Annotated in this window: 27 protein-coding genes; 13 read left to right on the forward strand and 14 right to left on the reverse strand. The window is 34.6% G+C overall.

Annotation, left to right across the window (positions count from 1 at the left end; all coding sequences use genetic code 11):
• Positions 1–22: 22 nt before the first annotated feature.
• The 3 genes from I5776_RS15410 to I5776_RS15420 are packed head-to-tail and all read right to left on the reverse strand — an operon-like array spanning position 23 to position 2,704.
• A complete protein-coding gene (locus I5776_RS15410; protein WP_202777258.1) occupies positions 23–1,003 on the reverse strand; it encodes a DUF2705 family protein in 981 nt (326 codons plus the stop codon).
• Entirely contained in the window at positions 996–1,910 is a 915-nt protein-coding gene (locus I5776_RS15415; RefSeq protein ID WP_202777259.1) for an ABC transporter ATP-binding protein, read from the reverse strand. Before I5776_RS15415 ends, I5776_RS15410 begins: the two co-directional genes overlap by 8 nt.
• The gene (locus I5776_RS15420) at positions 1,907–2,704 is read right to left on the reverse strand and encodes an SGNH/GDSL hydrolase family protein (protein ID WP_202777260.1); all 798 of its coding nucleotides are present in this window, start codon (positions 2,702–2,704) and stop codon (positions 1,907–1,909) included. Before I5776_RS15420 ends, I5776_RS15415 begins: the two co-directional genes overlap by 4 nt.
• Before the next feature lie 197 nt (positions 2,705–2,901).
• Here I5776_RS15420 and I5776_RS15425 point away from each other — a divergent pair, with 197 nt between their 5' ends.
• Entirely contained in the window at positions 2,902–3,810 is a 909-nt protein-coding gene (locus I5776_RS15425) for a DUF4349 domain-containing protein (protein ID WP_202777261.1), read from the forward strand.
• Positions 3,811–4,558: 748 nt separating this feature from the next.
• Here I5776_RS15425 and I5776_RS15430 read toward each other — a convergent pair.
• From I5776_RS15430 to I5776_RS15440, 3 genes are all read right to left on the reverse strand, one after another.
• On the reverse strand, positions 4,559–4,855 hold the full coding sequence (locus I5776_RS15430; protein ID WP_202777262.1) for a hypothetical protein: 297 nt from the start codon (positions 4,853–4,855) through the stop codon (positions 4,559–4,561).
• Positions 4,856–5,014: 159 nt separating this feature from the next.
• The gene (locus tag I5776_RS15435; protein WP_202777263.1) at positions 5,015–5,992 is read right to left on the reverse strand and encodes a ring-cleaving dioxygenase; all 978 of its coding nucleotides are present in this window, start codon (positions 5,990–5,992) and stop codon (positions 5,015–5,017) included.
• Between the two features lie 144 nt (positions 5,993–6,136).
• Complete coding sequence (locus tag I5776_RS15440) at positions 6,137–6,964, reverse strand: DUF2935 domain-containing protein (protein ID WP_246483811.1); 828 nt, start codon at positions 6,962–6,964, stop codon at positions 6,137–6,139.
• Positions 6,965–7,142: 178 nt separating this feature from the next.
• Between I5776_RS15440 and I5776_RS15445 the strand changes: the two genes are divergently transcribed.
• The 10 genes from I5776_RS15445 to I5776_RS15490 all read left to right on the forward strand — a co-directional run bounded on the left by I5776_RS15445 (position 7,143) and on the right by I5776_RS15490 (position 11,583).
• On the forward strand, positions 7,143–7,610 hold the full coding sequence (locus I5776_RS15445; protein WP_202777264.1) for a hypothetical protein: 468 nt from the start codon (positions 7,143–7,145) through the stop codon (positions 7,608–7,610).
• A gap of 33 nt (positions 7,611–7,643) precedes the next feature.
• Positions 7,644–8,111, forward strand: a complete 468-nt coding sequence (locus I5776_RS15450; protein ID WP_202777265.1) for a hypothetical protein — start codon at positions 7,644–7,646, stop codon at positions 8,109–8,111.
• Between the two features lie 111 nt (positions 8,112–8,222).
• Positions 8,223–8,711 carry a spore germination protein gene (locus I5776_RS15455; protein ID WP_202777266.1) on the forward strand — a complete coding sequence of 163 codons (489 nt, stop codon included), beginning with the start codon at positions 8,223–8,225 and terminating at the stop codon, positions 8,709–8,711.
• Between the two features lie 43 nt (positions 8,712–8,754).
• Positions 8,755–9,000 (forward strand): hypothetical protein, encoded by a 246-nt coding sequence (locus I5776_RS15460; RefSeq protein WP_202777267.1) that lies wholly within the window; start codon positions 8,755–8,757, stop codon positions 8,998–9,000.
• Between the two features lie 135 nt (positions 9,001–9,135).
• Complete coding sequence (locus I5776_RS15465) at positions 9,136–9,438, forward strand: Hsp20/alpha crystallin family protein (RefSeq protein ID WP_202777268.1); 303 nt, start codon at positions 9,136–9,138, stop codon at positions 9,436–9,438.
• Positions 9,439–9,558: 120 nt separating this feature from the next.
• Positions 9,559–9,753 carry a hypothetical protein gene (locus I5776_RS15470; RefSeq protein WP_202777269.1) on the forward strand — a complete coding sequence of 65 codons (195 nt, stop codon included), beginning with the start codon at positions 9,559–9,561 and terminating at the stop codon, positions 9,751–9,753.
• A 29-nt stretch (positions 9,754–9,782) separates the two neighbouring features.
• Complete coding sequence (locus I5776_RS15475) at positions 9,783–10,142, forward strand: hypothetical protein (protein ID WP_202777270.1); 360 nt, start codon at positions 9,783–9,785, stop codon at positions 10,140–10,142.
• Entirely contained in the window at positions 10,135–10,470 is a 336-nt protein-coding gene (locus tag I5776_RS15480; protein WP_246483812.1) for a hypothetical protein, read from the forward strand. Before I5776_RS15475 ends, I5776_RS15480 begins: the two co-directional genes overlap by 8 nt.
• 123 nt (positions 10,471–10,593) lie before the next feature.
• Entirely contained in the window at positions 10,594–11,037 is a 444-nt protein-coding gene (locus I5776_RS15485) for a DUF3888 domain-containing protein (protein WP_202777271.1), read from the forward strand.
• A gap of 141 nt (positions 11,038–11,178) precedes the next feature.
• A complete protein-coding gene (locus tag I5776_RS15490) occupies positions 11,179–11,583 on the forward strand; it encodes a GNAT family N-acetyltransferase (RefSeq protein ID WP_202777272.1) in 405 nt (134 codons plus the stop codon).
• A 132-nt stretch (positions 11,584–11,715) separates the two neighbouring features.
• Here the strand turns inward: I5776_RS15490 and I5776_RS15495 are convergent, their stop codons facing one another.
• Positions 11,716–12,513 (reverse strand): class I SAM-dependent methyltransferase, encoded by a 798-nt coding sequence (locus I5776_RS15495; RefSeq protein WP_202777273.1) that lies wholly within the window; start codon positions 12,511–12,513, stop codon positions 11,716–11,718.
• Between the two features lie 336 nt (positions 12,514–12,849).
• Entirely contained in the window at positions 12,850–13,431 is a 582-nt protein-coding gene (locus I5776_RS15500; protein ID WP_246483813.1) for a DUF4405 domain-containing protein, read from the reverse strand.
• A 296-nt stretch (positions 13,432–13,727) separates the two neighbouring features.
• Between I5776_RS15500 and I5776_RS15505 the strand changes: the two genes are divergently transcribed.
• Positions 13,728–14,273, forward strand: a complete 546-nt coding sequence (locus tag I5776_RS15505) for a hypothetical protein (RefSeq protein ID WP_202777274.1) — start codon at positions 13,728–13,730, stop codon at positions 14,271–14,273.
• A gap of 382 nt (positions 14,274–14,655) precedes the next feature.
• Here I5776_RS15505 and I5776_RS15510 read toward each other — a convergent pair whose 3' ends face one another.
• The 5 genes from I5776_RS15510 to I5776_RS15535 all read right to left on the reverse strand — a co-directional run bounded on the left by I5776_RS15510 (position 14,656) and on the right by I5776_RS15535 (position 18,232).
• Positions 14,656–15,672: an oxidoreductase gene (locus I5776_RS15510; protein WP_202777275.1), complete on the reverse strand. Its 1,017-nt coding sequence runs from the start codon at positions 15,670–15,672 to the stop codon at positions 14,656–14,658.
• Between the two features lie 488 nt (positions 15,673–16,160).
• Complete coding sequence (locus I5776_RS15515; RefSeq protein WP_202777276.1) at positions 16,161–16,706, reverse strand: NADPH-dependent FMN reductase; 546 nt, start codon at positions 16,704–16,706, stop codon at positions 16,161–16,163.
• On the reverse strand, positions 16,703–17,137 hold the full coding sequence (locus tag I5776_RS15520; protein ID WP_202777277.1) for a MarR family winged helix-turn-helix transcriptional regulator: 435 nt from the start codon (positions 17,135–17,137) through the stop codon (positions 16,703–16,705). The genes I5776_RS15515 and I5776_RS15520 overlap by 4 nt, the downstream gene beginning before the upstream one ends.
• Positions 17,138–17,574: 437 nt before the next feature.
• A complete protein-coding gene (locus tag I5776_RS15530; RefSeq protein ID WP_202780823.1) occupies positions 17,575–17,646 on the reverse strand; it encodes a hypothetical protein in 72 nt (23 codons plus the stop codon).
• 37 nt (positions 17,647–17,683) lie between these two features.
• Complete coding sequence (locus I5776_RS15535) at positions 17,684–18,232, reverse strand: TetR/AcrR family transcriptional regulator (RefSeq protein ID WP_202777279.1); 549 nt, start codon at positions 18,230–18,232, stop codon at positions 17,684–17,686.
• 170 nt (positions 18,233–18,402) lie between these two features.
• On the opposite strand from I5776_RS15535, the gene I5776_RS15540 reads away from it, so the two are divergent.
• Positions 18,403–19,872 (forward strand): DHA2 family efflux MFS transporter permease subunit, encoded by a 1,470-nt coding sequence (locus I5776_RS15540; protein WP_202777280.1) that lies wholly within the window; start codon positions 18,403–18,405, stop codon positions 19,870–19,872.
• A gap of 252 nt (positions 19,873–20,124) precedes the next feature.
• Here I5776_RS15540 and murI read toward each other — a convergent pair whose 3' ends face one another.
• A complete protein-coding gene (gene murI, locus I5776_RS15545; protein WP_202777281.1) occupies positions 20,125–20,919 on the reverse strand; it encodes a glutamate racemase in 795 nt (264 codons plus the stop codon).
• Positions 20,920–21,155 lie beyond the last annotated feature (236 nt).

A 21,155-nucleotide genomic window follows, 5' to 3' on the forward strand; every position in this document is an offset into this window, starting at 1 on the left:
TCTATTTTAAGACTTCTATCTATTAATATACATCCCTTTTTGTAAAAACAACAAATGAGATGAATAAAGAGACGAGTAACCAAACGAAAAGAACGAGCAAGGAAAAGGTTAGTGTCATTCCTTCAATTGGAGGACTTGATCCATTAATATAATTTGTCAATTGTAAATTCACCATAAATAAATATTTCGCACTTTCCCATGAAGAAACCATATTCACTAAAATAGCCCCTGCAATTAATGCCGAAAGCATAATTCCCATCACAGCAGCCGTACTTCGTAACAGCACAGAAAGCATAAACGTCAAGCTGCCGACAACGACACACACAAACCAAGCAAGTCCAAATTCCATTAATATGTACGTCCATTGCGGGATGAGGTGAACATTGGCAGTCAGCAATTCCTCATTATTCGTTTGAAAACCCGTTAGCATCGGCATGTCCCAACCATTATAACCGAATACAATACCTGATATGAGATAAGCTAGAATCGCCACACATAGCACAATAAACGAAATAGAGTACAGTAAAGCGATATATTTACTTAATAATATTTTCCACCTTTTCACAGGCCTTGTTAATAATAGCTTAATCGTTCCACCGCTTGCCTCGGAAGAAACGAGGTCTGCTGCGATAACCATCACTAGCAGTGGCATGAGGAGGCCGATGGCATTTTCAATAAATACACGCATAAATGTCGGCGCACCAGGTGCATTCGGATTTATATTGTGATCAAGATAGTATTGTTGTTGTCCTAATCTAATTTTGAAATATTTTTCATAGTCCTCTGGAAGCCGACTGGATGATAACCGATTTTGAATATCAACAATCTCTTGTTGGAGCTGAATGCGCCAATCCGTCGTTCCCATCTTTTCCTGTGTCGTTTTTACTTGCTTGTACTGGGCATATGTAAAAATAGGGACGAGAAAAGCTACGATTAAAATAATGACAAATAGGCGTTTCTTCCGAAAAAGCTTTAGCTGCTCATTATAAATTAAATTAATCAATGGCGTTCCCCCCTGTTATTTCTAAAAATAACTCTTCGAGCGTTGGGAAAACGGTTTTCATTTCCTTTACTTCTACATCCGCTTCAACTAATCTTTTATTCCAACCGGCGATTTCATTTGAATTGAAAGGTGTTATTAAGCTTTCGTCTTCCCCTTCTTTAACAGTCGTTACTTGCGCTAAAAGCTGTTTTGCCTTTTCTATTGGAGTAACCTTCCAAATTACTCTTTCCTTGTCGGTAAAAAGGGAGGATACCGTATCCGTTCGGATAATTTCACCATTTGTAATGATGGACACCCGGTCACATAATAATTGTATTTCACTAAGTAAATGGGAGGATACAAGAACGCTTAATCCTTCTTCCGTTGCTAGGTAGCGGATGAATTCCCTCATTTCTCTGATTCCTGCCGGGTCAAGACCATTCGTCGGCTCATCTAGAATGAGAAGATGAGGATTACCGAGTAATGCTTGGGCGATTCCAAGACGTTGCCGCATGCCGAGAGAATACGTTTTGACACGGTCATGGATCCGATTCGTTAATCCGACTAATTCAGTTACATGGTGTAGACGCTCATTCGATATTGACGGATCCATTCTGGCAAAATACTCAAGGTTTTCCCACCCTGATAGATAAGGATATAATTCGGGATTTTCAACAATACAGCCGAGATTTTTCATCGCTTCTTTAAACTCTGTTTCAACGTTTTTCCCGGCAATATAAATTGAACCTGAGGTGGGTTTTATTAAGCCTACCAGCATGCGGATTGTCGTCGTTTTTCCCGCTCCATTTGGTCCAAGAAAACCAAATACTTCCCCTTGAAACACGTCGAAATTCAATCCTTTTATAATCTCTTTCTTTCCAATTGTTTTTCTTAACTCTTTTACTTGTAGTGCAGGAACTTGGCTCATTTTGACTTCTCCTCGCTAAACGTAATAAGGGAAGCGACCCTTTCAGCTATTAATTGATATCCGGCTGCATTTGGATGGAATTTGTCGTTAAATAAATAATCATTCGTATTTAATTCGAACAGATCGAATGTTGGTACATAAACAATTTCTTTGTAATTTGCGGCAAGTTCAGCAGTATCGAAATTCCATTGCCTTACAATCTTAGAAGTGAGCTTTGATTGTTCCATTTTCATAAATGGGTTGTATAAACCGACATGGAAGATTGTCGCTTTTTTATTGATTGAGCGTAAAGTCGAGTAAATGCTATTTATGTTTTTTAAATATGATTGTTCCGCTTTTTTCTGATTATTTAAGTCAAGGTTCATCAATGCTTCTCCGCCTTGGAAAAGGTCATTGCCGCCAATCGTCAAAAGGATTAAATCTGCCTGTTTAATTTGACGCTGTATTTCAGTTTGTTTTATTTGTGAGAGGAGCTGCTTGGATGTTTGTCCTTTTATCGCGCTATTGGTGAGAAGAAATTTCTTGTGTGCCTTCTTTTCCAGTCCATCGATTAAATAACCTACATAGCCTTTTCCTTCTGGATCGCCTGTTCCACGGGTAAGTGAATCTCCTAGTGCGGCGATTTGTAATTGATGATTTGTTGTTATTTTGGTAGTTTTTGCAGTCTGTTTTTGTGGGCTGATTGTTTTTGCTTCTGTCCATTGATCCTTCAGTACCCAACCAAGTCCGAAAAGACAAATGAGGGCTGAAATAACTGAAACAAATGAAATGATTTTAATGAACGCTTTATTCATTAGGACAATCCTTTCTATTTATAAATAGCCGTTATTTTTTGTAATTACAGAATAGCAAATTATGGGGTTGATTCATAATAATTCATTTAATAACTTCAAATTGGATATAAATAAAGGAAGCGATTATACATTTATTACGTAACTATTTTGCTATTTTTTCGTCCTATAGTATAAGAGGAAAATAAGGATGTGATGATTTGAGTAAGTGGTTGAAATTATTTTTTGTACTTTGTATGACGATTACTTTCCTAATGGCGTGCAGCAGCGGAAATAGCAGCAGTAAATCTGCGGAGAACGGGAAGATGGTGCAGAAAGCGGATTATGCCAATGATGCTTCTTCAGAAGAGAACCAAGTTGAAGCGAGCCAGGATAAAAAAGCGGAGCAAAGCAAACAGCCTCAATCCCGCATGGTTATTTATAATGCGAGTCTCTACATGGAAGTAAAGAAAATTGCACAAGTGCAGGACCAAATTAATAAAACAGTCGTTGAAATGGGAGGCTATACGATTCAACAAACGATGAATCAAAATAGTGAAGAACGTCAAGAGAGCTCATTAACGGTGAGGATTCCTCAAGATCACTTCCAACCTTTTTTAGATAAGGTGAAAAAACTTGGGGTACGCACGGAAAATCAATCCATTTCGGGTCAAGATGTTACGGAAGAATATGTCGATTTAAAATCGAGGGTAAAGTCAAAGCAGGTCGCAGAAAAGCGGCTTACTCAATTTATGAATGAGGCAAAGGATACAAAGACGTTATTAGAAATTTCAAATGAACTTTCGAAGGTTCAAGAAGAAATCGAAACCATCCAAGGTCAAATGAAATATTTAGAGAATCAAACAAGTTTATCTACAGTAACGATTACACTTATTGAAAATAAAGTGGTCGTTCCCGGTCTGGAAAAAGATCAATTAAATACATGGGATAAAACAAAGAAACAATTTATGAACAGCATTAATTTCATCGTTTCCTTCATTTCCGGATTATTTGTATTTATTATTGGCTATTTACCTGTCATTGTCATCCTTGGTTTAATTGCGGTCGCTATTTCACTGATTTGGAGAAAGATGAAAAAGAAATCGGATAATAGTTCGATTGATAAATAAAGAATTTAAAATTTTGGTTTGCAGGTTTTTCGGTGGCTTGATGCGGTGGGTAGATGAGAAAAATTGCAAGTATGTGCATGAAAACGTTTGTTTCGGGAAGATAATGCTGGCTTTCTTTGGCTTTCTTTGGCTCTCCTGCACGCATCCGCCTGATTCGAGTAGATAATGCTATCATTCTTCTGCTTTCCTGCATGATTCCGCTTGATTCAGGTAGATAATGCTATCATTCTTCTGCTCTCCTGCATGAATCCGCTTGATTCAGGTAGATAATGCTATCATTCTTCTGCTTTCCTGCATGAATCCGCTTGATTCAGGTAGATAATGCTATCATTCTTCTGCTCTCCTGCATGATTCCGCTTGATTCAGGTAGATAATGCTATCATTCTTCTGCTTTCCTGCATGAATCCGCTTGATTCAGGTAGATAATGCTATCATTCTTCTGCTCTCCTGCATGAATCCGCTTGATTCAGGTAGATAATGCTATCATTCTTCTGCTTTCCTGCATGAATCTGCTTGATTCAGGTAGATAATGCTATCATTCTTCTGCTCTCCTGCATGAATCCGCTTGATTCAGGTAGATAATGCTATCATTCTTCTGCTTTCCTGCATGAATCTGCTTGATTCAGGTAGATAATGCTATCATTCTTCTGCTCTCCTGCACGAATGCGCTCGTTTCGTGAAGTTACTATTAAAAAAACTCGTCATTCAATTTGACGAGTTTTTTTCACTAATGAAATCTCAAAAAGTATTAAGCTATTTCAAGTTTTTCTAAGATCCAGTCTTGAACATCATTAATAATATCAATTCCAATTTGAATTTCTGCTAGTACAATTCCTTTACCAATAATCTTAAGTGCAGGGGATAATGTCGGTTTTGCCGGATTAATCGCCCATACTACTGTTTCTATTGCTCTAAGAGGAACGCGGATATTATTGATTACGCCACTGCTCATTAAATAGCCGTTATCAATTGTAATTTTATTTTTCTTCCATAAATATTCCATATTTGATTCAGTTAATACGTTACTGCCATCAAGATATGCCATAATAAATTCCACCTTTATTTCATTTATTAATGAAATTCATTCAACATGCATACCATAACACCTTTGAATTCAACTTGTAAATACCTAATTTTTGGATTAAGAAAAACGGTTCATTGTCAACACATTTTGTCCGACAAAAACCGCTTCTCTTTTCCATTATTATTCCTTTTTAAAATCTTTTGTACTTCTTACCGTATCAATTGGTCGAACTAGTTTTTCTATTTCTTCGCGTTTCGGTTCTAAGAATGGTGGCAGCGATAGTTTTTCACCAAGCGTTTCGTACGGCTCATCCCCCATAAATCCAGGTCCATCTGTCGCAAATTCAAACAATATTTGTGGGGCTACATTCGCATATAATGATTCGAAAAAGTGACGATTCACATATCCTGAAATTGGGAATCTAAAGGATTCCATGCGCTTAATCCATTCTTCTAATACGGATCGATCCTCTACGCGGAACGCAGCATGGTGAACTGTCCCATACCCTTGTTGACCTCTAGGCAATATCACATTATGCTCAACAATTACTTGGGCGCCGTTTCCTCCCTCTCCTACTTCAAAAAGATGGAACGAACCTTCTTTAGCAATTTCTTTGAAAAGAAGAACTTTTTCCAGCACTTCTTTAAAATAATCAAATTCTGCAATCCGAACGAAAATCGGACCTAGACCGGTAATTGCATATTCTAATGGAATCGGTCCTTTTTGCCAAGGCGTTCCAGATTTGACACCTTCATTATTTTCATCAGAAATCAGTTGATACTGTTGATCATCAAAATCGACAAATGATAATGTCTTTTTGCCAAATTGTTCTTCAATTCCGGTATGCTTTACTTCTAAACGCTCAAAACGTTCAACCCAATAATCCAATGCCGCATCACTTGGAACACGGAAAGAGGTTTTTGCAATCTCATTTGTACCGTGAATTCCTTTTGGAATGCCTGGAAAATCAAAGAATGTCATATCAGTCCCAGCACTGCCTTTGTCATCAGCAAAAAATAAATGATACGTTTGAATATCATCTTGATTGACCGTTTTCTTCACTAAACGCATTCCTAATACATAGGTGAAAAATTCATAATTCTTTTCTGCACTGCTCGTTATTGCTGTAACATGGTGAATACCTTTTAATTGGTTCATTTTTCTTCCTCCATTAGTACGTATTTTATTTGAAATGTTATTTTTTATTAATTATCTCGAATTCGAGATAAATATATCACAGACTGTTTTCATCTGTCAAAGGATTTATTTCCACCATTTTTCCCCAATAATTCTATATTCCTGTTAATTCCTATACGACGGTTTTTTTAATGAACATTTCCTTGCTTCTTCTTGGAATTCAGGCGCGTAATAGCTTAATTTTTTAATAAAATAGCATGTTTCTGGAAAGTGATGTTCTAAAAAACGCAATGTCGTTTTGTTTAACAATTTATTCTCTTTATATTTCATTACCATGTGATAAATATAATTATTCATTTCTAATGTTGTTTTTCCTACTTCGTAAGCAAATTCACGTTGCCGAGCAAACCCAGGCTCTTTAAAACGCATGTAATTTTTTAAATGATGATTTTGCACGATATATAATTGGAATAGGCTGATATAGGTCTCTGTTTGTCTTGTAGCCACCATTTCAATCGGATCAATAATACCTTGAAATAAAACGGCATGGCCTAATTGGTCCTCTAGCCATAAATCCATTAGATCGACAATGGAAAGAGGATGTGGCTCTTTACCTTGAACCCACTGTGTTAAAAGACGTAAGTATTCCTGATTTTCTGATAATGTGCCATTTAAATAAGTAGGAGATAAATTCAAATTCACTTTATTATCGATTCTTAACGCCTGTAGTTTCCCTTCAAATTCGAAATATCCTTTTGCAACAGGAAAGGCTAGCTTTGAAAAAGAAATCATTTCCTCATCGGAATGGTTTAGTGACTTCGGAAGATTCCGTAAACGATTCAATAAGTCATCAAATAAATGGATATACTGTTGGGCTGTATGAACATACTCCCCTTCACTCACCGATAGATGGTCTCTTACAAAATATGCATGGTCCTGCAATATTTCCAACCAGAAAAAATGTTCTTCCCACTCTGTAATGATATTATCCACTTCATTCTCCCCTTTCCACTATTCATTCATCCTATTACCAATACATACGATTGTTTTTTAAAAGAAATGTGTCCATTCAAAAGTTTTATAACTTCTATTTCGCAAGTGTACAAGCTACACATAAATTAGATGTGAATAGGAAGAATATACTTACCAAGAACAAAAAGGATGTTTTTTTATGAGAAGAAAAAATATATATATTCTCTTAATGACAATACTTCCATGGCTCACTTTGCCCTTAATAGGCAGAAAAGTAGTCAAACGTTTTCTTCCTGGAACATTATTCATGTCTGTTTACCTTATTATTGAAGGACTTATTGCAGAAAAGAAGAAATGGTGGCGATTCCATTACCCTGTTAAGCCAAATGTAATTGGGGAATTCCCATTAATTATAGGTCCATTTTTCATTGGATCCCTTTGGATTTTCAAATTCACCTTTGGGAAATTTAAGATTTATCAAGTAATCAATCTCCTTATAGACTACATTTTTATTTATGGGCTTTTAAACATTCTTGAAAAAATTGGCTATGTGTCACTTATGAAAATGTCTAAATTCCGTCTTTCATTGTTATTTTTAGTGAAAACTTTTTTTATGTATGGTTTCCAAGTGATTTATGAAAAATATTTTAGATACAAAAGTATATAAAGGAGCATTCATATATAGAAAGAAGGGAAATCCATGTCACTTAAAAGCCAGTGGATACTTAATGGAGCGATGATCATCTTTTCATGGCTAACCGTTCCTTTTCTAGGTAAACGCAATATAAAAAGATTTTTTCTTGCCTCTATTTTAATCGTTATATTTGAATCGATAAGTGCTTACAGAGGAAAAAAGCGAAAATGGTGGATTTTCTATAATAAACCCCATTCGTTTCTTACAGGAGAATTTCCATTTAATATTGGTCCTTTTTTAGTCGGCTCCATGTGGATCTTAAAGTTTACATTCGGTAAATTTAAACGGTTTATTTTAGTTAATGCCATTATTGACGGTTTTTTTACCTTCCCACTCATGATCGTATTTAAAAAGTTAAAAATTGTTAAATTACATCGGATTAATCATTTGCAATTTTTTCTTTATATCTTTTACAAATCATTTATATTGTATGGGATTCAGTATATTATTGATTTAAAAAGGAAGTTAACTTAAAAATGTTCTTGAATGCACATTTTTCGTACAACTAGTGATAATGTTAGGAACTCTTTATCGAAGATATTCATATCCTTTAGTGATGAGCGAATTCCTAAGGGATTGATAGATATGGTACGTAAACGAATGAAAACGCGAGTAATGGTCAATCAAATAAGTGTCAATTCAATCGATACGGCTTCCGGAATTTTTGTCGGGACAAATTATGCGAATAATTGGTCTTCCCACCGGAAAAGCAACTACGGTTTTGGCTCTTTAAGTCATTCTCAAGCATCCAATAACTACAGCCAAGTCATTGATAATGATTTAGTGGATACCCCTATTAATAGCCAATCCTATCTCTTAATGGATCAACAGATGAGTGGGAACAATAATAATCAGCTCGATATCGGAGAGATTAATATTAATGTATTAGATTCTAATGCAGCATTAACCATTGGCGATAATTCCTTAAATGGTTGGAGTTCGCATAGCAAGCGAAATGCAGGGCAAGGAAAATTAATTGGCGCAATAAATAATACTGATAATAAAAACTCCGTTACTGACAGTGATCTCGTCGACACGACAATTTCTAATTCCAATATCGGGATTCCAACCTAAGAAAACCTTTTACTGTATCGGAATTTTAAAGGAGGGGAGCTATTTGGCGATACCCTTTGCAATAGGTGCAATCAATGTAAATTCCCAAAACACAAATTCAACCATTTCTGTTGGTCAGAACCAATTACCCGGATGGGCCGCCCATAGAAAGATAAATAATGGGTTAGGCTTTCAGGCAGGTATCTTTTTCAATATGGCGAACGGCACAGTTGTTATTGATACCGATGTTTTGGATGGTCAAATGAATAATGCGAATATATCTCCAAGTGCACAAGGTCAAACAATATAATACTTATTGGCATCCTTTACGAAATTGGCAAACGTAAAGGATGCCTTTTTTATTCGCTTCATTACAAGCTTTTTCGCATGGCTATCACTTTGTTTACATATACATAGAAAGATAACATCTTTAAAGGAGTTCAAAATGGGGCGCAAAAAACGGTATCATTCCGATGTAAAGCAAAAGTTAGGATCGAATTTTTCTGAACTTTTATCAGAAATAGCTCCTTTTATCGGCCCTCGTCTAGACATATATGAAACGAATGATACATTTTTTATTACTGCGGATGTTGCTGGTATCAAGAAAGAAAACCTCTCCGTAAAATTGCAGGATAAAACGTTAATCATAGCGGGAGCCATTCCGGATCAGTTTCATAGCGAGACGGTACGGGTTTTTTCGCAGGAACGGTATTACGGACATTTCCAAAAAAAAAATACCTCTTCCTAAAGACTGTCTTCTACATCAATTACAAGCAACCCTAGAAAATGGGATTTTGGTCATCCAAATTCCTTTAGTTGATTATAATGGTCCAGAAGAAGAGATTGTTTTTTAACGAGGAGGGAGACCATGACCTTACTTAAATACAGTTCTTTAAAAATTAATAAAATAGCAGCTTCTTCAGGATTTTTTATCGGGACAAATATACAAAAGGGCAGAGTGAATAGCACGATTCAAAATGAAGGTTTTGGCCATATAAACGGAAAGAAAGCGAAAGTGAGAGGGAATGTTGGAATCGTTGAAAGTGAAAAAACCAACGATTAAAATGCTTTTTCTTAAAAGGATTTGAACATATGGATAAAATGAATATTATTAAACAAATTGAGGAATTGTCCAAAAAAATATATGCATTCGAAAAAATATTACAAGAAAAAAGCACGGCATCCATCCATGTTCAAATAGATATTCAAGACTTACACTTAAAAGAATTGAACCTTGAGGAACTTGCCTTTCATCTTGACAAACTTGATATTCAAGACCTAAGTGGCATGTTAAACCTCGGAAACACGTTTTCACCTACTGTTCATGCGAAAATGAAAACAAAAAAATCCACTTCAAAGCAACAAAAGAAAGAAAAAGACATTGAAATTAAAATAAATGGAAAACCCACTCCCTATTCGATTAAAAACGGAAAGGAAGATGATAGTGAATAGATTTTCTCCTTCTTTTTTTGTCGGTACTATTTCCATAGGAACGGTCGAAGGTGCATCATGCGTAAACCTCGGAAATAATCTTCCGAGCGGATTTGTTAATTATAAGAAGCAAAACCAAGGGTTTGGATCGATTTCCGGTGACCATACAGACATTCATGACATCTTAGCTACTTTGGAGGAGAAAGACATTAAAGATGTTTTTCACTATGACCCGGAAGAAGATCAAGCTGTTCCACAACATATTGCACAACTGGCGGAGGCCATGGCAGACAGTGATTTAGAGATTGAGGAAGAGATGGAGTCTGATGAAATTCATGTAGATGATTAATTCTCATTTTTAATGATCAACCTTTATAAAAATAGTTGCCATTTAAAATCACTCCGAATACATGAAATCGTTTCTTTCAGAAAAAATACTTACTAAACAAACTACTAGTAGGTGCATACATTCATGAAAAAAATCCTTCTTATAACTACTTGTTCATTACTCCTTTTCATATACTCCATCCCCAGTTATGCGGATGAACGTTACTATCACCCTTCTGAATATTCCAAAGAAGAAGTACTTATGGACCTATTTCTATCATTACTTTCTCCGCATATTGACCATGCTGTTAGTGATTTTTATTCAAATTTATTAACTGAAAGTCCCATGGTTTATCCTTATCAAATTTCGATTTTAAATATGAAAAGAATCGGACAGTACCGTTCTTTTGAATTTTCAATGACGATTGAGGTTACTCCAGTCGTCGGTCCTCATATTGCAGTTGGTAAAGACCATTTAACGTTTTATATTGCTCCTGGCGTAGTGACGCTGACAAAATTCAAACATTTAGAGTCTTATGAACTCCCTCCTAATTGGCGAGACATTATTAAGAAAAAGAATAACTCTTGATAAGTGGCAGTAGAAAAAAGGAATTTTAATTTTTATGTAGAATTTAATTCAGTAGTACTTAAATACTTGGAAGTCATCTCTTGTTACTTTACTTTTGATCTGTATCAACTCTTAGAAAAATAAATTAGGAGCTGATATAGAATGATTTACACAAACTCACTAGACGGTATAACTACTGATATGTTAAACGGCTTTTTCGTCGATTGGCCAGATCCACCAAATACACAAACCCACTTAAAATTATTAAAAAATAGCAGCAACGTAATTATTGCGATTGATGATATGGCAAATCATGTCGTCGGATTTATAACCGCGATAAGTGATGGGGTTTTATCAGCCTACATTCCATTTCTTGAGGTTTTACCGGAATACAAAAATCAAGGTATTGGAAAAGAATTGGTGAATCGAATGATGAAAGAACTATCTGACATCTACATGATTGATTTATGCTGTGATGATGACTTAGTCCCTTATTATGAAAGTTTTAGCATGATGAAAACGAATGGAATGATTGTCAGAAATTATCATAGGCAAGCTGGGAGTTAAGTTAATATTACGAATGACGCTTGGATGGTAGGTCCAAGCGTCTTTGTTTGTCCGGATTTATTACACGGATGCTGAAACTTCTAAACTAGGAGGACACCAGTTCCGTTATCTATGAAAAAATAGATCAATTCCTCATGTTTGAGGACATTTTCGAAAACGAAAAATAATTACTGGTGGAATCTCATACCAATCAAATTGATTTTTTTCGTATTCATAATTGAAACTAGGCTCTTCCATTGCATCGAGGACAAACCCTATTTTGCAAAATAAATTAATATAATAAGATAAGCTCCTATGAAACATAAGATGAGGAACAGGCTGACCTTGAATTCCTAAAGCTTTATACGGTTCCGGATTTAAGTACTTTGAAATTTGAATACTATTTCTGGCCACTATCTCACCATCTACGTCCTCTGTTTCATGTACTTTTTTCATTCCAGGCATTTGAAAACAAGGGTGTGTAATTGAAAAGACAAACGTACCATTTTCCTTTAATAGTCCATGAAGGGCTCTTATTAATGGAGTTATATCTGCTATATCCATTAAAGCCATATTAGCCACAGCAGCATCAAATCTTGCTAAACCTAGATTTATAAGGGAATTATAGTTTGTCGCATCGATGACTCTATAATCAACTTGATGTACATACCCTTTAGTCCTCTGCTTTGCCCTTTCAATCATTTTAGAACTGTAATCAAATCCAATAACTTGTGCACCTAGCTCGGCTAATCTTCTAGAGAAGTTCCCATTCCCACAAGCTATATCTAATATTAATTGATTTTCCTTAACATTCAATAATTGTTCTGTACTTGGTCTAATTAACTCCCGGTGAAATCGATTGCTTTCTTCACCCATATAGTCATCCCAATACTCGGCATTTTCTTCCCATTTCGATTGTGAATCTTGTATTAGCTCCTGCCATTCACCCAAATTAATTTCTCCTCTCAGCAAAAAAAACTAAATAGAACATAGTTTATTTTCTATTCAAGACGAGAAAATCCTTCATATTCATCATCAATTCTGGGTAGTTCACGCCATTCATTTTTTCCTAAAAATACGTTTCCACAAGTAATAGGTTGGAATGATGATTGCTGACCAAATCGCAAAATAGGTAAGCATATCTAGAAATGGATTGCTCGCGCCCCCACCATGTCCATCTTTCCCATGAAATTTCCCATCACGAAACTCCTTGTTAGGAGGACCTTGTGGTACGTCCGAGGACTGATCTGTTTGTCCGATAGAAGCGAATAATTTTCCATCTCCACTTTACTGTACTTGCATTTGTTTCTGTTTAAAATCACTTGGATTCGAGGCGGCTGTTGTGGAAAACCATTGAATCCCTCCCGCTAAAATGGCAATTGATAAGATCACTGATGCAATGACTCCCTTTCTCAGCTTTCCTCCTCTTGCTTTAAACGCTTTTTTACAAATACTCATTACCCATTGCCAATGTACCCCTATATGAAGGCCAACTAAACCAAGTGTTGCATCTGCAAAAAAACTGTGAATCCCACGAACCGAGTGCCCATTTTCAATCGCAATACTAGGAAAAACTACCTTCGAAATTAATATCCCTGTAATAATCACAGTAGGCATCGAAACTAATAAAAGTATATTTAATAGATAACTAAATCGAGTTTTTTTAGGAAGGCTGCGATCAAAAATTTTCTTCGTAACATTGATTACCCAACGAAAGTTCAAACCAATATGTGTTAAAATAGCCACTCCGAATAGTAGACCTGCAATTTCATGAAACGGTAAACCATCTAATACTCTAGGATTCATCAGCAACACAAATGTAACTGCCATCAATAAATCTAGTACAATTTTTATATAGTTCTTTTTCATTTCTTTATTCCCCACATTCACTATCAAATCCTTAAGGCATTATCATAGTAATAGGGAAGGCTTAATTTTGTCTTTAAAAATAAATACCAAATGTCAAACGCCGGTTCATTTCAATAATCTATCGTTATCAAGTACCTAAATGTAAATGGCGAATTCAAATTTACGCAATCTAAAAAAAGAAATCTCCTTACCGTCTATTTGTAAGTTAGACGATCTTCAGTTCATAGTATTGAAAATAGGAGGTTTTTATCTTAAAATTTTCATATTGGCATAATTTTTTAAAAAGGAGGAATATTATGAACCTAATTGAATTTAATGAGTTTGCAAAAGACAGGATTTTACAGGCAGTAATAACAGTAGAAGGTAAAAAATTCCCACTTTCTCCAATAAAATATCCGCCTCTATGCTACCTTTATCTAGACGATCTTTCAATAAAAATCAAAGAAAATTCATCTTTTTTGCTGATTACAAAGAAAAAATTAGTAGGAGAAATAAAATATAAAGACATTCAAAGCGTAAAAGTTTCTGCAGTTCATAAATTAAGCAATTTTGTTAGCTTTGCTGTAGGTAAAGTACTTTTCCCAGAATTTGTGTTTATTTTAAAGGACGGTAATGTATTTCACTTTGATTGTGAAAGTATAAATGTAATCCCAGGTGTAATTAGACAATTAACAAAGAAGAAAGTCAAAATTTACGACCCTCTAGAAATAGTCGACAAGTTCAATAAAGGATTCACGGATGAAGAATTTCTCCAAGATCTAGGTATATATATTGAAGAAGTAATCAAAAAGAAGGGAATTGATTTACTTCGTAAAAGTAGTAAACCAAATATGCAAAAATGAATTTCCCCTAAAAAAAAACACTTATAAACTTCATTTATTTTAGCGGATGCTGTTTTAAAGTACAAAATATGAAATTGTTAGTTAAATCACAGTCAAATTAGCAATTGAATTAACAAGCTAATTGGCATAATAATTGACAAATAAAATGCTCAGGGCGTAAACTTTGAGCATTTTTCAATATATTTGGTTATTCAACTTAATGCCTTCTTTAGTTACTCATAATCTCCTTAATTATCCCATTAAGACAATAAAAAGAAGCAGTCAAATTCATATGCGAATTCGACTGCTAATTAATGTGTTATTTAACTTTTTGTACTCGAGAACAGAACCCGTTAATTTTATTTGAATAGTTGTTTTTTTGATAACTAGCTTTTTTTCACATTTACTTCAAGTTCTTAACGCCAGTTTCTAACATTTCCATTTGCAGCATTGTCTGTTCGTCTGTAATGGTTTTATCTTTTCCATTTATGATGGCTTCATATAAATCATCATAAACTCTTCCATAATCACCATTTACGGATTTCACTGTTTCTTCGTGGATTGTACCTTCTTCATCAATATAGGTTAGTACACCATAATGATTTATTGTATCTATTCCAAAATCTTTGTTATCGGGCATGTAAAATAATTTTAAATGTTCTTCCTGACGATCTTTGGTTTCTTTTACAAAGCATCCCTTTTTGCCATGGACGACGAAGCTAGATCTTTCTTTAAGTCTAAAATAACTGGATTTTACGGAAACCTTTAACTTGCCATAATATAAATCTAAATCAAAATAATCATTCATTCTTCCTTGTCCTAATAATTGCCTTACATCATAATGTATATGATCTGGCTTGCCAAAATAGCTGATTACCTGATCTAGTGTATGACAGCCATGTCCATATAAAAATGACGAAACAGGATCAAAAGAATGAACGGATTCTGGTACTTCAGGACGATAATAGTCATAGTGCAATTCCACTTCTAGCAAATCTCCTATTTTCCCTTCTTCAATTACCTTTTGAAATGTTAAAAAATCACTATCGAAACGTCTGTTTTGATACGCCTGAACTATTAATCCTTTCTCTCTTGCCATTGCAAATATTTCTTTTGCCTGAGCTGAAGTTTCCATAAAAGGCTTTTCAACCAAACAGTTTTTATTATGGTCTAATACTAATTTTGCATATTCATAATGACTGTCCGTTCTGGTGCAAATCACAATGAGCTGAATTTCTTTGTCATTTAATAGTTCATCTAAATCAGAAGTATATTTTACTCCTGCAATCCTATCCCAACTTTCATGCTTAGGATTTCTTTGATAAATTGTTTTCACCTTTATATTCTCTCGTTGCAATACGAACGGAAGATGATATCTGTTTGTGCTTTTCCCATTTCCAATATAACCAATAGTAAGCATAGCGGCCTCCTAAAATATATATTTATATTTCAACCTGTGTTTCTTGGCTCCAATGTATGAAAGGCATCTCCTTGAATGGATAGGTTTCTCATACTAGGAGGTGCCACTCTATCGCCGAGTCAATATAGGCACCTTTGCTAAGTAAAACACGCAAGAATGTTTAACTTTGACTGGATTGAATTACTTGAAAGATAGGTTTGATAATTTTGTACGTAGTTACATTTCTTATAATCTACTTAACTCCTAATGAAAAACCTGAATACTGGATTATTCCTTTAATATTCTTTTGGATAATTTGTTATTTTAGAAGAAAAGGTAAGATAAAAGGGATTACTCAAGGAAAGAACAAGAATAGAAGCATACCCCAGTAAAGCATAGGTTTTGTTCCATATATTGCAGATTTATAGAAATCTACTTTATCAAATTTTAACAAAAACAAAGACGGCTAGGTGTGTCATTCCTCAACCGTCTTCAACAAAAATACATTCTTAATTAGATGATTTTATATGATCAACAAACTTATCCACGACACCATCTAAAAATCCAAGTGTCATGTCGTCAACAAGCTGACCTGACTGTTCATCGAATTTTTGAGAGGCGAAGTTAATTAGTACTTCGTTGCCGCTTGGTGGAAGTAATTTAGCTTGGATCCCTGTTAGGATTTCGCGCAAGTGTAATTGGGCGCGAAGTGTTCCGGCCATACCAATACTAACACCAGCAGCCATAACTGGTTTGCCGATGAATACTTTCTCTACCCTAGAAGCCCAATCGATTGCATTCTTTAATACACCTGGAATTGACCAATTGTATTCTGGAGTGATGATGATAACCCCATCTGCATTTGCAATTGACTCTTTGAATTCTTTTACAGACTTTGGTGGGTTGTTTTCTTCGTCTTGGTCATAATGAGGCAGTGAACGGATATCAGCAATTTCTATGTTCAATTTTTCTTTGTAACGTACTTGCATCGTTTTTGCAAGTTGCATGTTATAAGATTCTTTTCGGATACTTCCCACGATTGTAACAATATTCATGATTGATAATCTCCTTTTATATTATTAATAATTTTTGTAATAAGTTTTTGCAGTTCGTTGACCTCTTCTTCAGTCATCCCTTTAATTAAAGTGTCGCGCATTTTTTGTTGAACGGGTTCAACTAAATGAGCAAGCCGCTTGCCTTCTTCCGTTAGATGAACTTTAAAGGTCCGTTTATCTGAAGGATCATCGACCTTTTTGATAAAGCCCTTCCCCTCCAAGCTTGCGATCATTCGTGCGATGTTGGCCTTATCCTTATTTAGGTGTGACACAAGCTCCGTCGACGAAATTCCGTCTTGATTCCAAAGCATCCTCATAATTAGATTTTGCTCCGGAGCAAGATTGTAAGGCTCCAAATGTTTTCTAACGTAACTAGTAATGGTCAAATCCGCATTACGTATTAAAACCCCAACATTATCATCTAAGTTCAAAAGGACAGGAACCTCCTTTAGTTTGTTGACTAAACAACATTGACATATCAACTATATCTTTGATGAAGTTCTTTGTCAAATTCAAAAAGTTTAACATTTTATTCCTTATTGTGTTAATGCACCATTTAGTTTAAGTGAAAACCCTCACAATTAATGTCTGTTTGGATCAGAAGTACTCAAAACCCTTCCGCCTATCCTATCTCTATTTTTTCATTTGATTTCGAACCATCATCATAATAATAAAGGTCCAGTAAAATTCATATAAGAAATAGTAACGGGAATGCTCATTTATTAGCTTTTCCCGATCTTTTTATACCAGTCCAACGCTTTTTTTCTGTTTCTTTGACAAGACGTTCCTTACCATTTATGTATGATTCAATATCATAGGAAAATTGTTGTGCCAACCTTTCTTTTAACTCAAAATATTTCGTCTTTGCCTATGGATATATTTTCAAGTAATCTCTAAAAGCCAAGTGTCGGTTTGTTTCATAACTACATACTTCATAAATATGAACGTGATGGGAACGATTATCTCCTCCTTTAGATTCATTGCATTCTGTACATTAAATAAATTTGGTTTGCAATGTAATCTGAACTAAAATGAAGCCCCTTCTTTATCCACCACATGATGATTCCTACTAGAGAGGATGTTCTAATATCAATTGCAACATAATCAGCAGGTAATTCCTCTAAACTGTTCTTCCTTCTTGCTCCTACTAATTGCTTTAATAGTAAAAACAATTGCTCCTCAAACTGATTCATACTAAATAAACTAAGTAAATAGTTTCGATGAACATATAAATAATCAAGTAATTGAGTTAGCTGTTGTTTTTCTGATAAATCTTTAGCATCGATTAAAGCTAGAATTTTATCAGATAACTCTTTTAAAATCTCATCAGTTATTTGTGTTAGCAAATCTTGAATATCCTGATAATGTAAGTAAAAAGTTGTTCTGTTTAATCCAGCTTTGTCTGAAATTTTCTGGACCGTTAAATTTGATATTGCATTGTCCTCACTTATAAGAGTAAAGACAGCATTTTTAAACATCTCTCTTGAACGAATGGTACGAGGGTCTTCTTTTTTAGAAATAGACATTTTTTAACTCCTTTATCGATTTTACCTTGAAATTATCGACACATAATTTATCTATGTAGATTAGTAAACATTTTGAATAAAACTGTTCATGGTCAGGAACTAATTTTCCTGTTACCATGTATTTTATCGACACTATGTAGATGATTCAAGTCTAGGAAAGGAAGAAATGAATGAATAAGGAAATCACGGAAAAAAATAAAAAAATCTTATTAATTGTTCTAATTGCGGGATGTTTTTTATCAACCTTAAATCAAACTTTATTAAATGTTGCTTTGAGTAGTTTCATGGACGTATTTCATGTAACAGCAGCTACCGTACAATGGTTATCAACTGGTTTTATGCTAGTTAACGGTGTTTTAGTACCCATTACGGCGTTTTTAATGAAACGATTTACAACAAGGCAGCTCTTTATTAGCTCGATGTTCTTTTTATTAATCGGGGCCGTACTTGGTGCCAGTGCGATGAATTTTGGTATGCTGTTAACAGGCAGAATGATTCAAGCCATTGGTGCAGGCATTATTATACCTCTATTGATGACAGTTATTTTATATTTGTATCCTAGCGAAAAGCGTGGAAGTATTATGGGTACAATTGGCTTTGCAATGATTTTTGCACCAGCAATTGCACCTACATTATCTGGTTTTATCATTGAATATGTATCATGGAGATGGCTATTTATTGTGTTAGCCCCATTTATATTAATCGTCATTGTTCTTGCCTTTAAATATTTAATGAATGTTGCAGAAACATCAAAATCGAAATTAGACATAGCAAGTGTCATTTTATCATCTATAGGTTTTGGATGTATTTTATTTGGATTTAGTAGTGCAGGAAGCAAAGGTTGGGATGATCCCATTGTTATCACAACAATTATCGTCGGAATAATCGTTACGACTCTATTCTGTTTACGTCAAATAAAATCCAACGATCCATTATTAAATTTATCCGTATTTAAGTATAAAATTTTCACTTTAACGTCGTTCATCAATATCTTAATTACGATGATTATGTATGCGGATTTAATCCTTTTACCCATTTACTTACAGAACGGAAGAGGTTTCTCAGCTTTTGAAGCAGGATTACTATTATTACCAGGGGCTGTGTTAAATGCCTTATTATCACCTATTACAGGTAAAATGTATGATAAATACGGAGCTCGACCACTCTTTATTACAGGTTTATTATTTATCATTATTTCCATGTGTGGAGTTATTAATTTAAGTGCTTCCACAACATTTATGTATTTAATGGTTCGAACATGTATTTTAAGAATAGGATTAAGCTTTATTACGATGCCTTTAAATACAGCAGGGTTGAACGCTTTACCAAGAGAACTGGGTTCACATGGTTCAGCGGTAAATAATACTGTTCGTCAATTAGCAGGAGCGATTGGAACAGCAGTTGTCATCACTGTTTATACAATTCAAGCAACCTCACATGCTTCAAAGCTATCTATGGAAAATGAAAACATTTCAGCTAGGCAACTTGCGGAATTAACTTCTATCTTTGGTTCAAGTGATGCCTATGTATTCATGTTAGTTTTATCTATAGTGGCGTTGATTGTTGCATTCTTTATGCCGAAAAAATCAGCTTTAGAAAAAAGTGTTACAAAAACTGTACTTCAAAAAAGCAAAAGTTAAATAGCAGAACATATCTCTTTGAAATAGTGGATGATGCTGGGACATAACTAGCCACGATATGTTGAATAATATTGTTATTATTTCAAATTATCAAAAGGAAACAATAAGGTCCTTTTTTGCTTTTCATGTTAAATTGTTCAATTGCTACTACTCACTCTAAAACTCGAGACATAACAGTATTAAATAATCCCTTCGACTGAAGGGATTTAAATTTATTTTCGATAGGATATAGAAACAGATTTTCATTAACATTCACACGCCAATTGGTAAACTTATCCTGTCTAGCATTTCCAATAACTTTTTGTAATTAGATAATGTTTCTTTATCCTCTACTTTAAAACCAGATTTAAAAAACATAATATCTCCTGTTCCATCGTTCATTTGATTCCTTGCTTCGAGAATGCGTTTTAGGTTTTTAGCCGTTCCGATACTTCCTGAAATTATATCTACCTCTTTAGGAAATATTCCCTTTATGATTTTTTCAAAGTATGGGAAATGGGTGCATCCAAGTACGACTGTCCCGTACTGCTTTAAGTCAAACGAAGATAGTTTTTCAATTAAATATGGCACAACTTTCTCTTCTCTAAATTCGAAATCCTCAGCAAATTGAACAAGACCAGGAAGAGGTAAACAATCAACAATATCGTGATGGTCTATACTTTTCACAAGGGTATGGAACTTTTCTTCCCTGAGAGTCAAATTAGTAGCAAATACTAATACTTTTTTTCTTTTTTCCTCACAACTTTGAACAGCAGGTTTCACTGCTGGTTCAATTCCCAATATAGGGAAATCATACTTTTGGCGAAGGTCATCTACAGCGATGCTTGTTGCAGTATTACAAGCAATGACTAATGCTTTGATTCCTTGATTAGCCATAAAGTCAACTGCATCAAAAATATATTCCCTTACCTCTTCTTTTGTTTTTTCACCATATGGAACGTGTAAGGTATCTGCATAAAATATATAATCTTCATTCGGTAAAAGTCGCAATGCTTGATGAAGAACAGTCATGCCACCTATTCCCGAATCAAAAAAACCAATTCTCACTATTTTCACTCTTTTCCTTATAAATGCTTTTAAACACTCTATAAGAATATCATTTTTTTATATGTTTTGTTTATTAATTCTTATTGAATTGCCTCCTTAATCGAACAAGAAAAAGGAGCCACAACTCCCTATCTCACTCGAGCTGCTCTATCCAATGAGCTCTAAGAATTTTATAGAGGTTATTGCTCCTTTATGGAAATCTATTTAGTAATTATCAAGAAAAACTTTTATCTCGC

Origin of the sequence: Heyndrickxia vini (assembly GCF_016772275.1) — a bacterium.
Classification (GTDB): Bacteria; Bacillota; Bacilli; order Bacillales; family Bacillaceae_C; genus Heyndrickxia; species Heyndrickxia vini.

What these genes read in the sequence shown, in the direction of transcription:
- I5776_RS15415 (WP_202777259.1), bottom strand. Translation starts at nt 1,910, where the DNA reads ATGAGCCAAGTTCCTGCACTACAAGTAAAAGAGTTAAGAAAAACAATT.
- I5776_RS15420 (WP_202777260.1), bottom strand. Translation starts at nt 2,704, where the DNA reads ATGAATAAAGCGTTCATTAAAATCATTTCATTTGTTTCAGTTATTTCA.
- I5776_RS15430 (WP_202777262.1), bottom strand. Translation starts at nt 4,855, where the DNA reads ATGGCATATCTTGATGGCAGTAACGTATTAACTGAATCAAATATGGAA.
- I5776_RS15435 (WP_202777263.1), bottom strand. Translation starts at nt 5,992, where the DNA reads ATGAACCAATTAAAAGGTATTCACCATGTTACAGCAATAACGAGCAGT.
- I5776_RS15445 (WP_202777264.1), top strand. Translation starts at nt 7,143, where the DNA reads ATGAGAAGAAAAAATATATATATTCTCTTAATGACAATACTTCCATGG.
- I5776_RS15450 (WP_202777265.1), top strand. Translation starts at nt 7,644, where the DNA reads ATGTCACTTAAAAGCCAGTGGATACTTAATGGAGCGATGATCATCTTT.
- I5776_RS15455 (WP_202777266.1), top strand. Translation starts at nt 8,223, where the DNA reads ATGGTACGTAAACGAATGAAAACGCGAGTAATGGTCAATCAAATAAGT.
- I5776_RS15465 (WP_202777268.1), top strand. Translation starts at nt 9,136, where the DNA reads ATGGGGCGCAAAAAACGGTATCATTCCGATGTAAAGCAAAAGTTAGGA.
- I5776_RS15470 (WP_202777269.1), top strand. Translation starts at nt 9,559, where the DNA reads ATGACCTTACTTAAATACAGTTCTTTAAAAATTAATAAAATAGCAGCT.
- I5776_RS15475 (WP_202777270.1), top strand. Translation starts at nt 9,783, where the DNA reads ATGGATAAAATGAATATTATTAAACAAATTGAGGAATTGTCCAAAAAA.
- I5776_RS15485 (WP_202777271.1), top strand. Translation starts at nt 10,594, where the DNA reads ATGAAAAAAATCCTTCTTATAACTACTTGTTCATTACTCCTTTTCATA.
- I5776_RS15490 (WP_202777272.1), top strand. Translation starts at nt 11,179, where the DNA reads ATGATTTACACAAACTCACTAGACGGTATAACTACTGATATGTTAAAC.
- I5776_RS15500 (WP_246483813.1), bottom strand. Translation starts at nt 13,431, where the DNA reads ATGAAAAAGAACTATATAAAAATTGTACTAGATTTATTGATGGCAGTT.
- I5776_RS15505 (WP_202777274.1), top strand. Translation starts at nt 13,728, where the DNA reads ATGAACCTAATTGAATTTAATGAGTTTGCAAAAGACAGGATTTTACAG.
- I5776_RS15510 (WP_202777275.1), bottom strand. Translation starts at nt 15,672, where the DNA reads ATGCTTACTATTGGTTATATTGGAAATGGGAAAAGCACAAACAGATAT.
- I5776_RS15515 (WP_202777276.1), bottom strand. Translation starts at nt 16,706, where the DNA reads ATGAATATTGTTACAATCGTGGGAAGTATCCGAAAAGAATCTTATAAC.
- I5776_RS15535 (WP_202777279.1), bottom strand. Translation starts at nt 18,232, where the DNA reads ATGTCTATTTCTAAAAAAGAAGACCCTCGTACCATTCGTTCAAGAGAG.
- I5776_RS15540 (WP_202777280.1), top strand. Translation starts at nt 18,403, where the DNA reads ATGAATAAGGAAATCACGGAAAAAAATAAAAAAATCTTATTAATTGTT.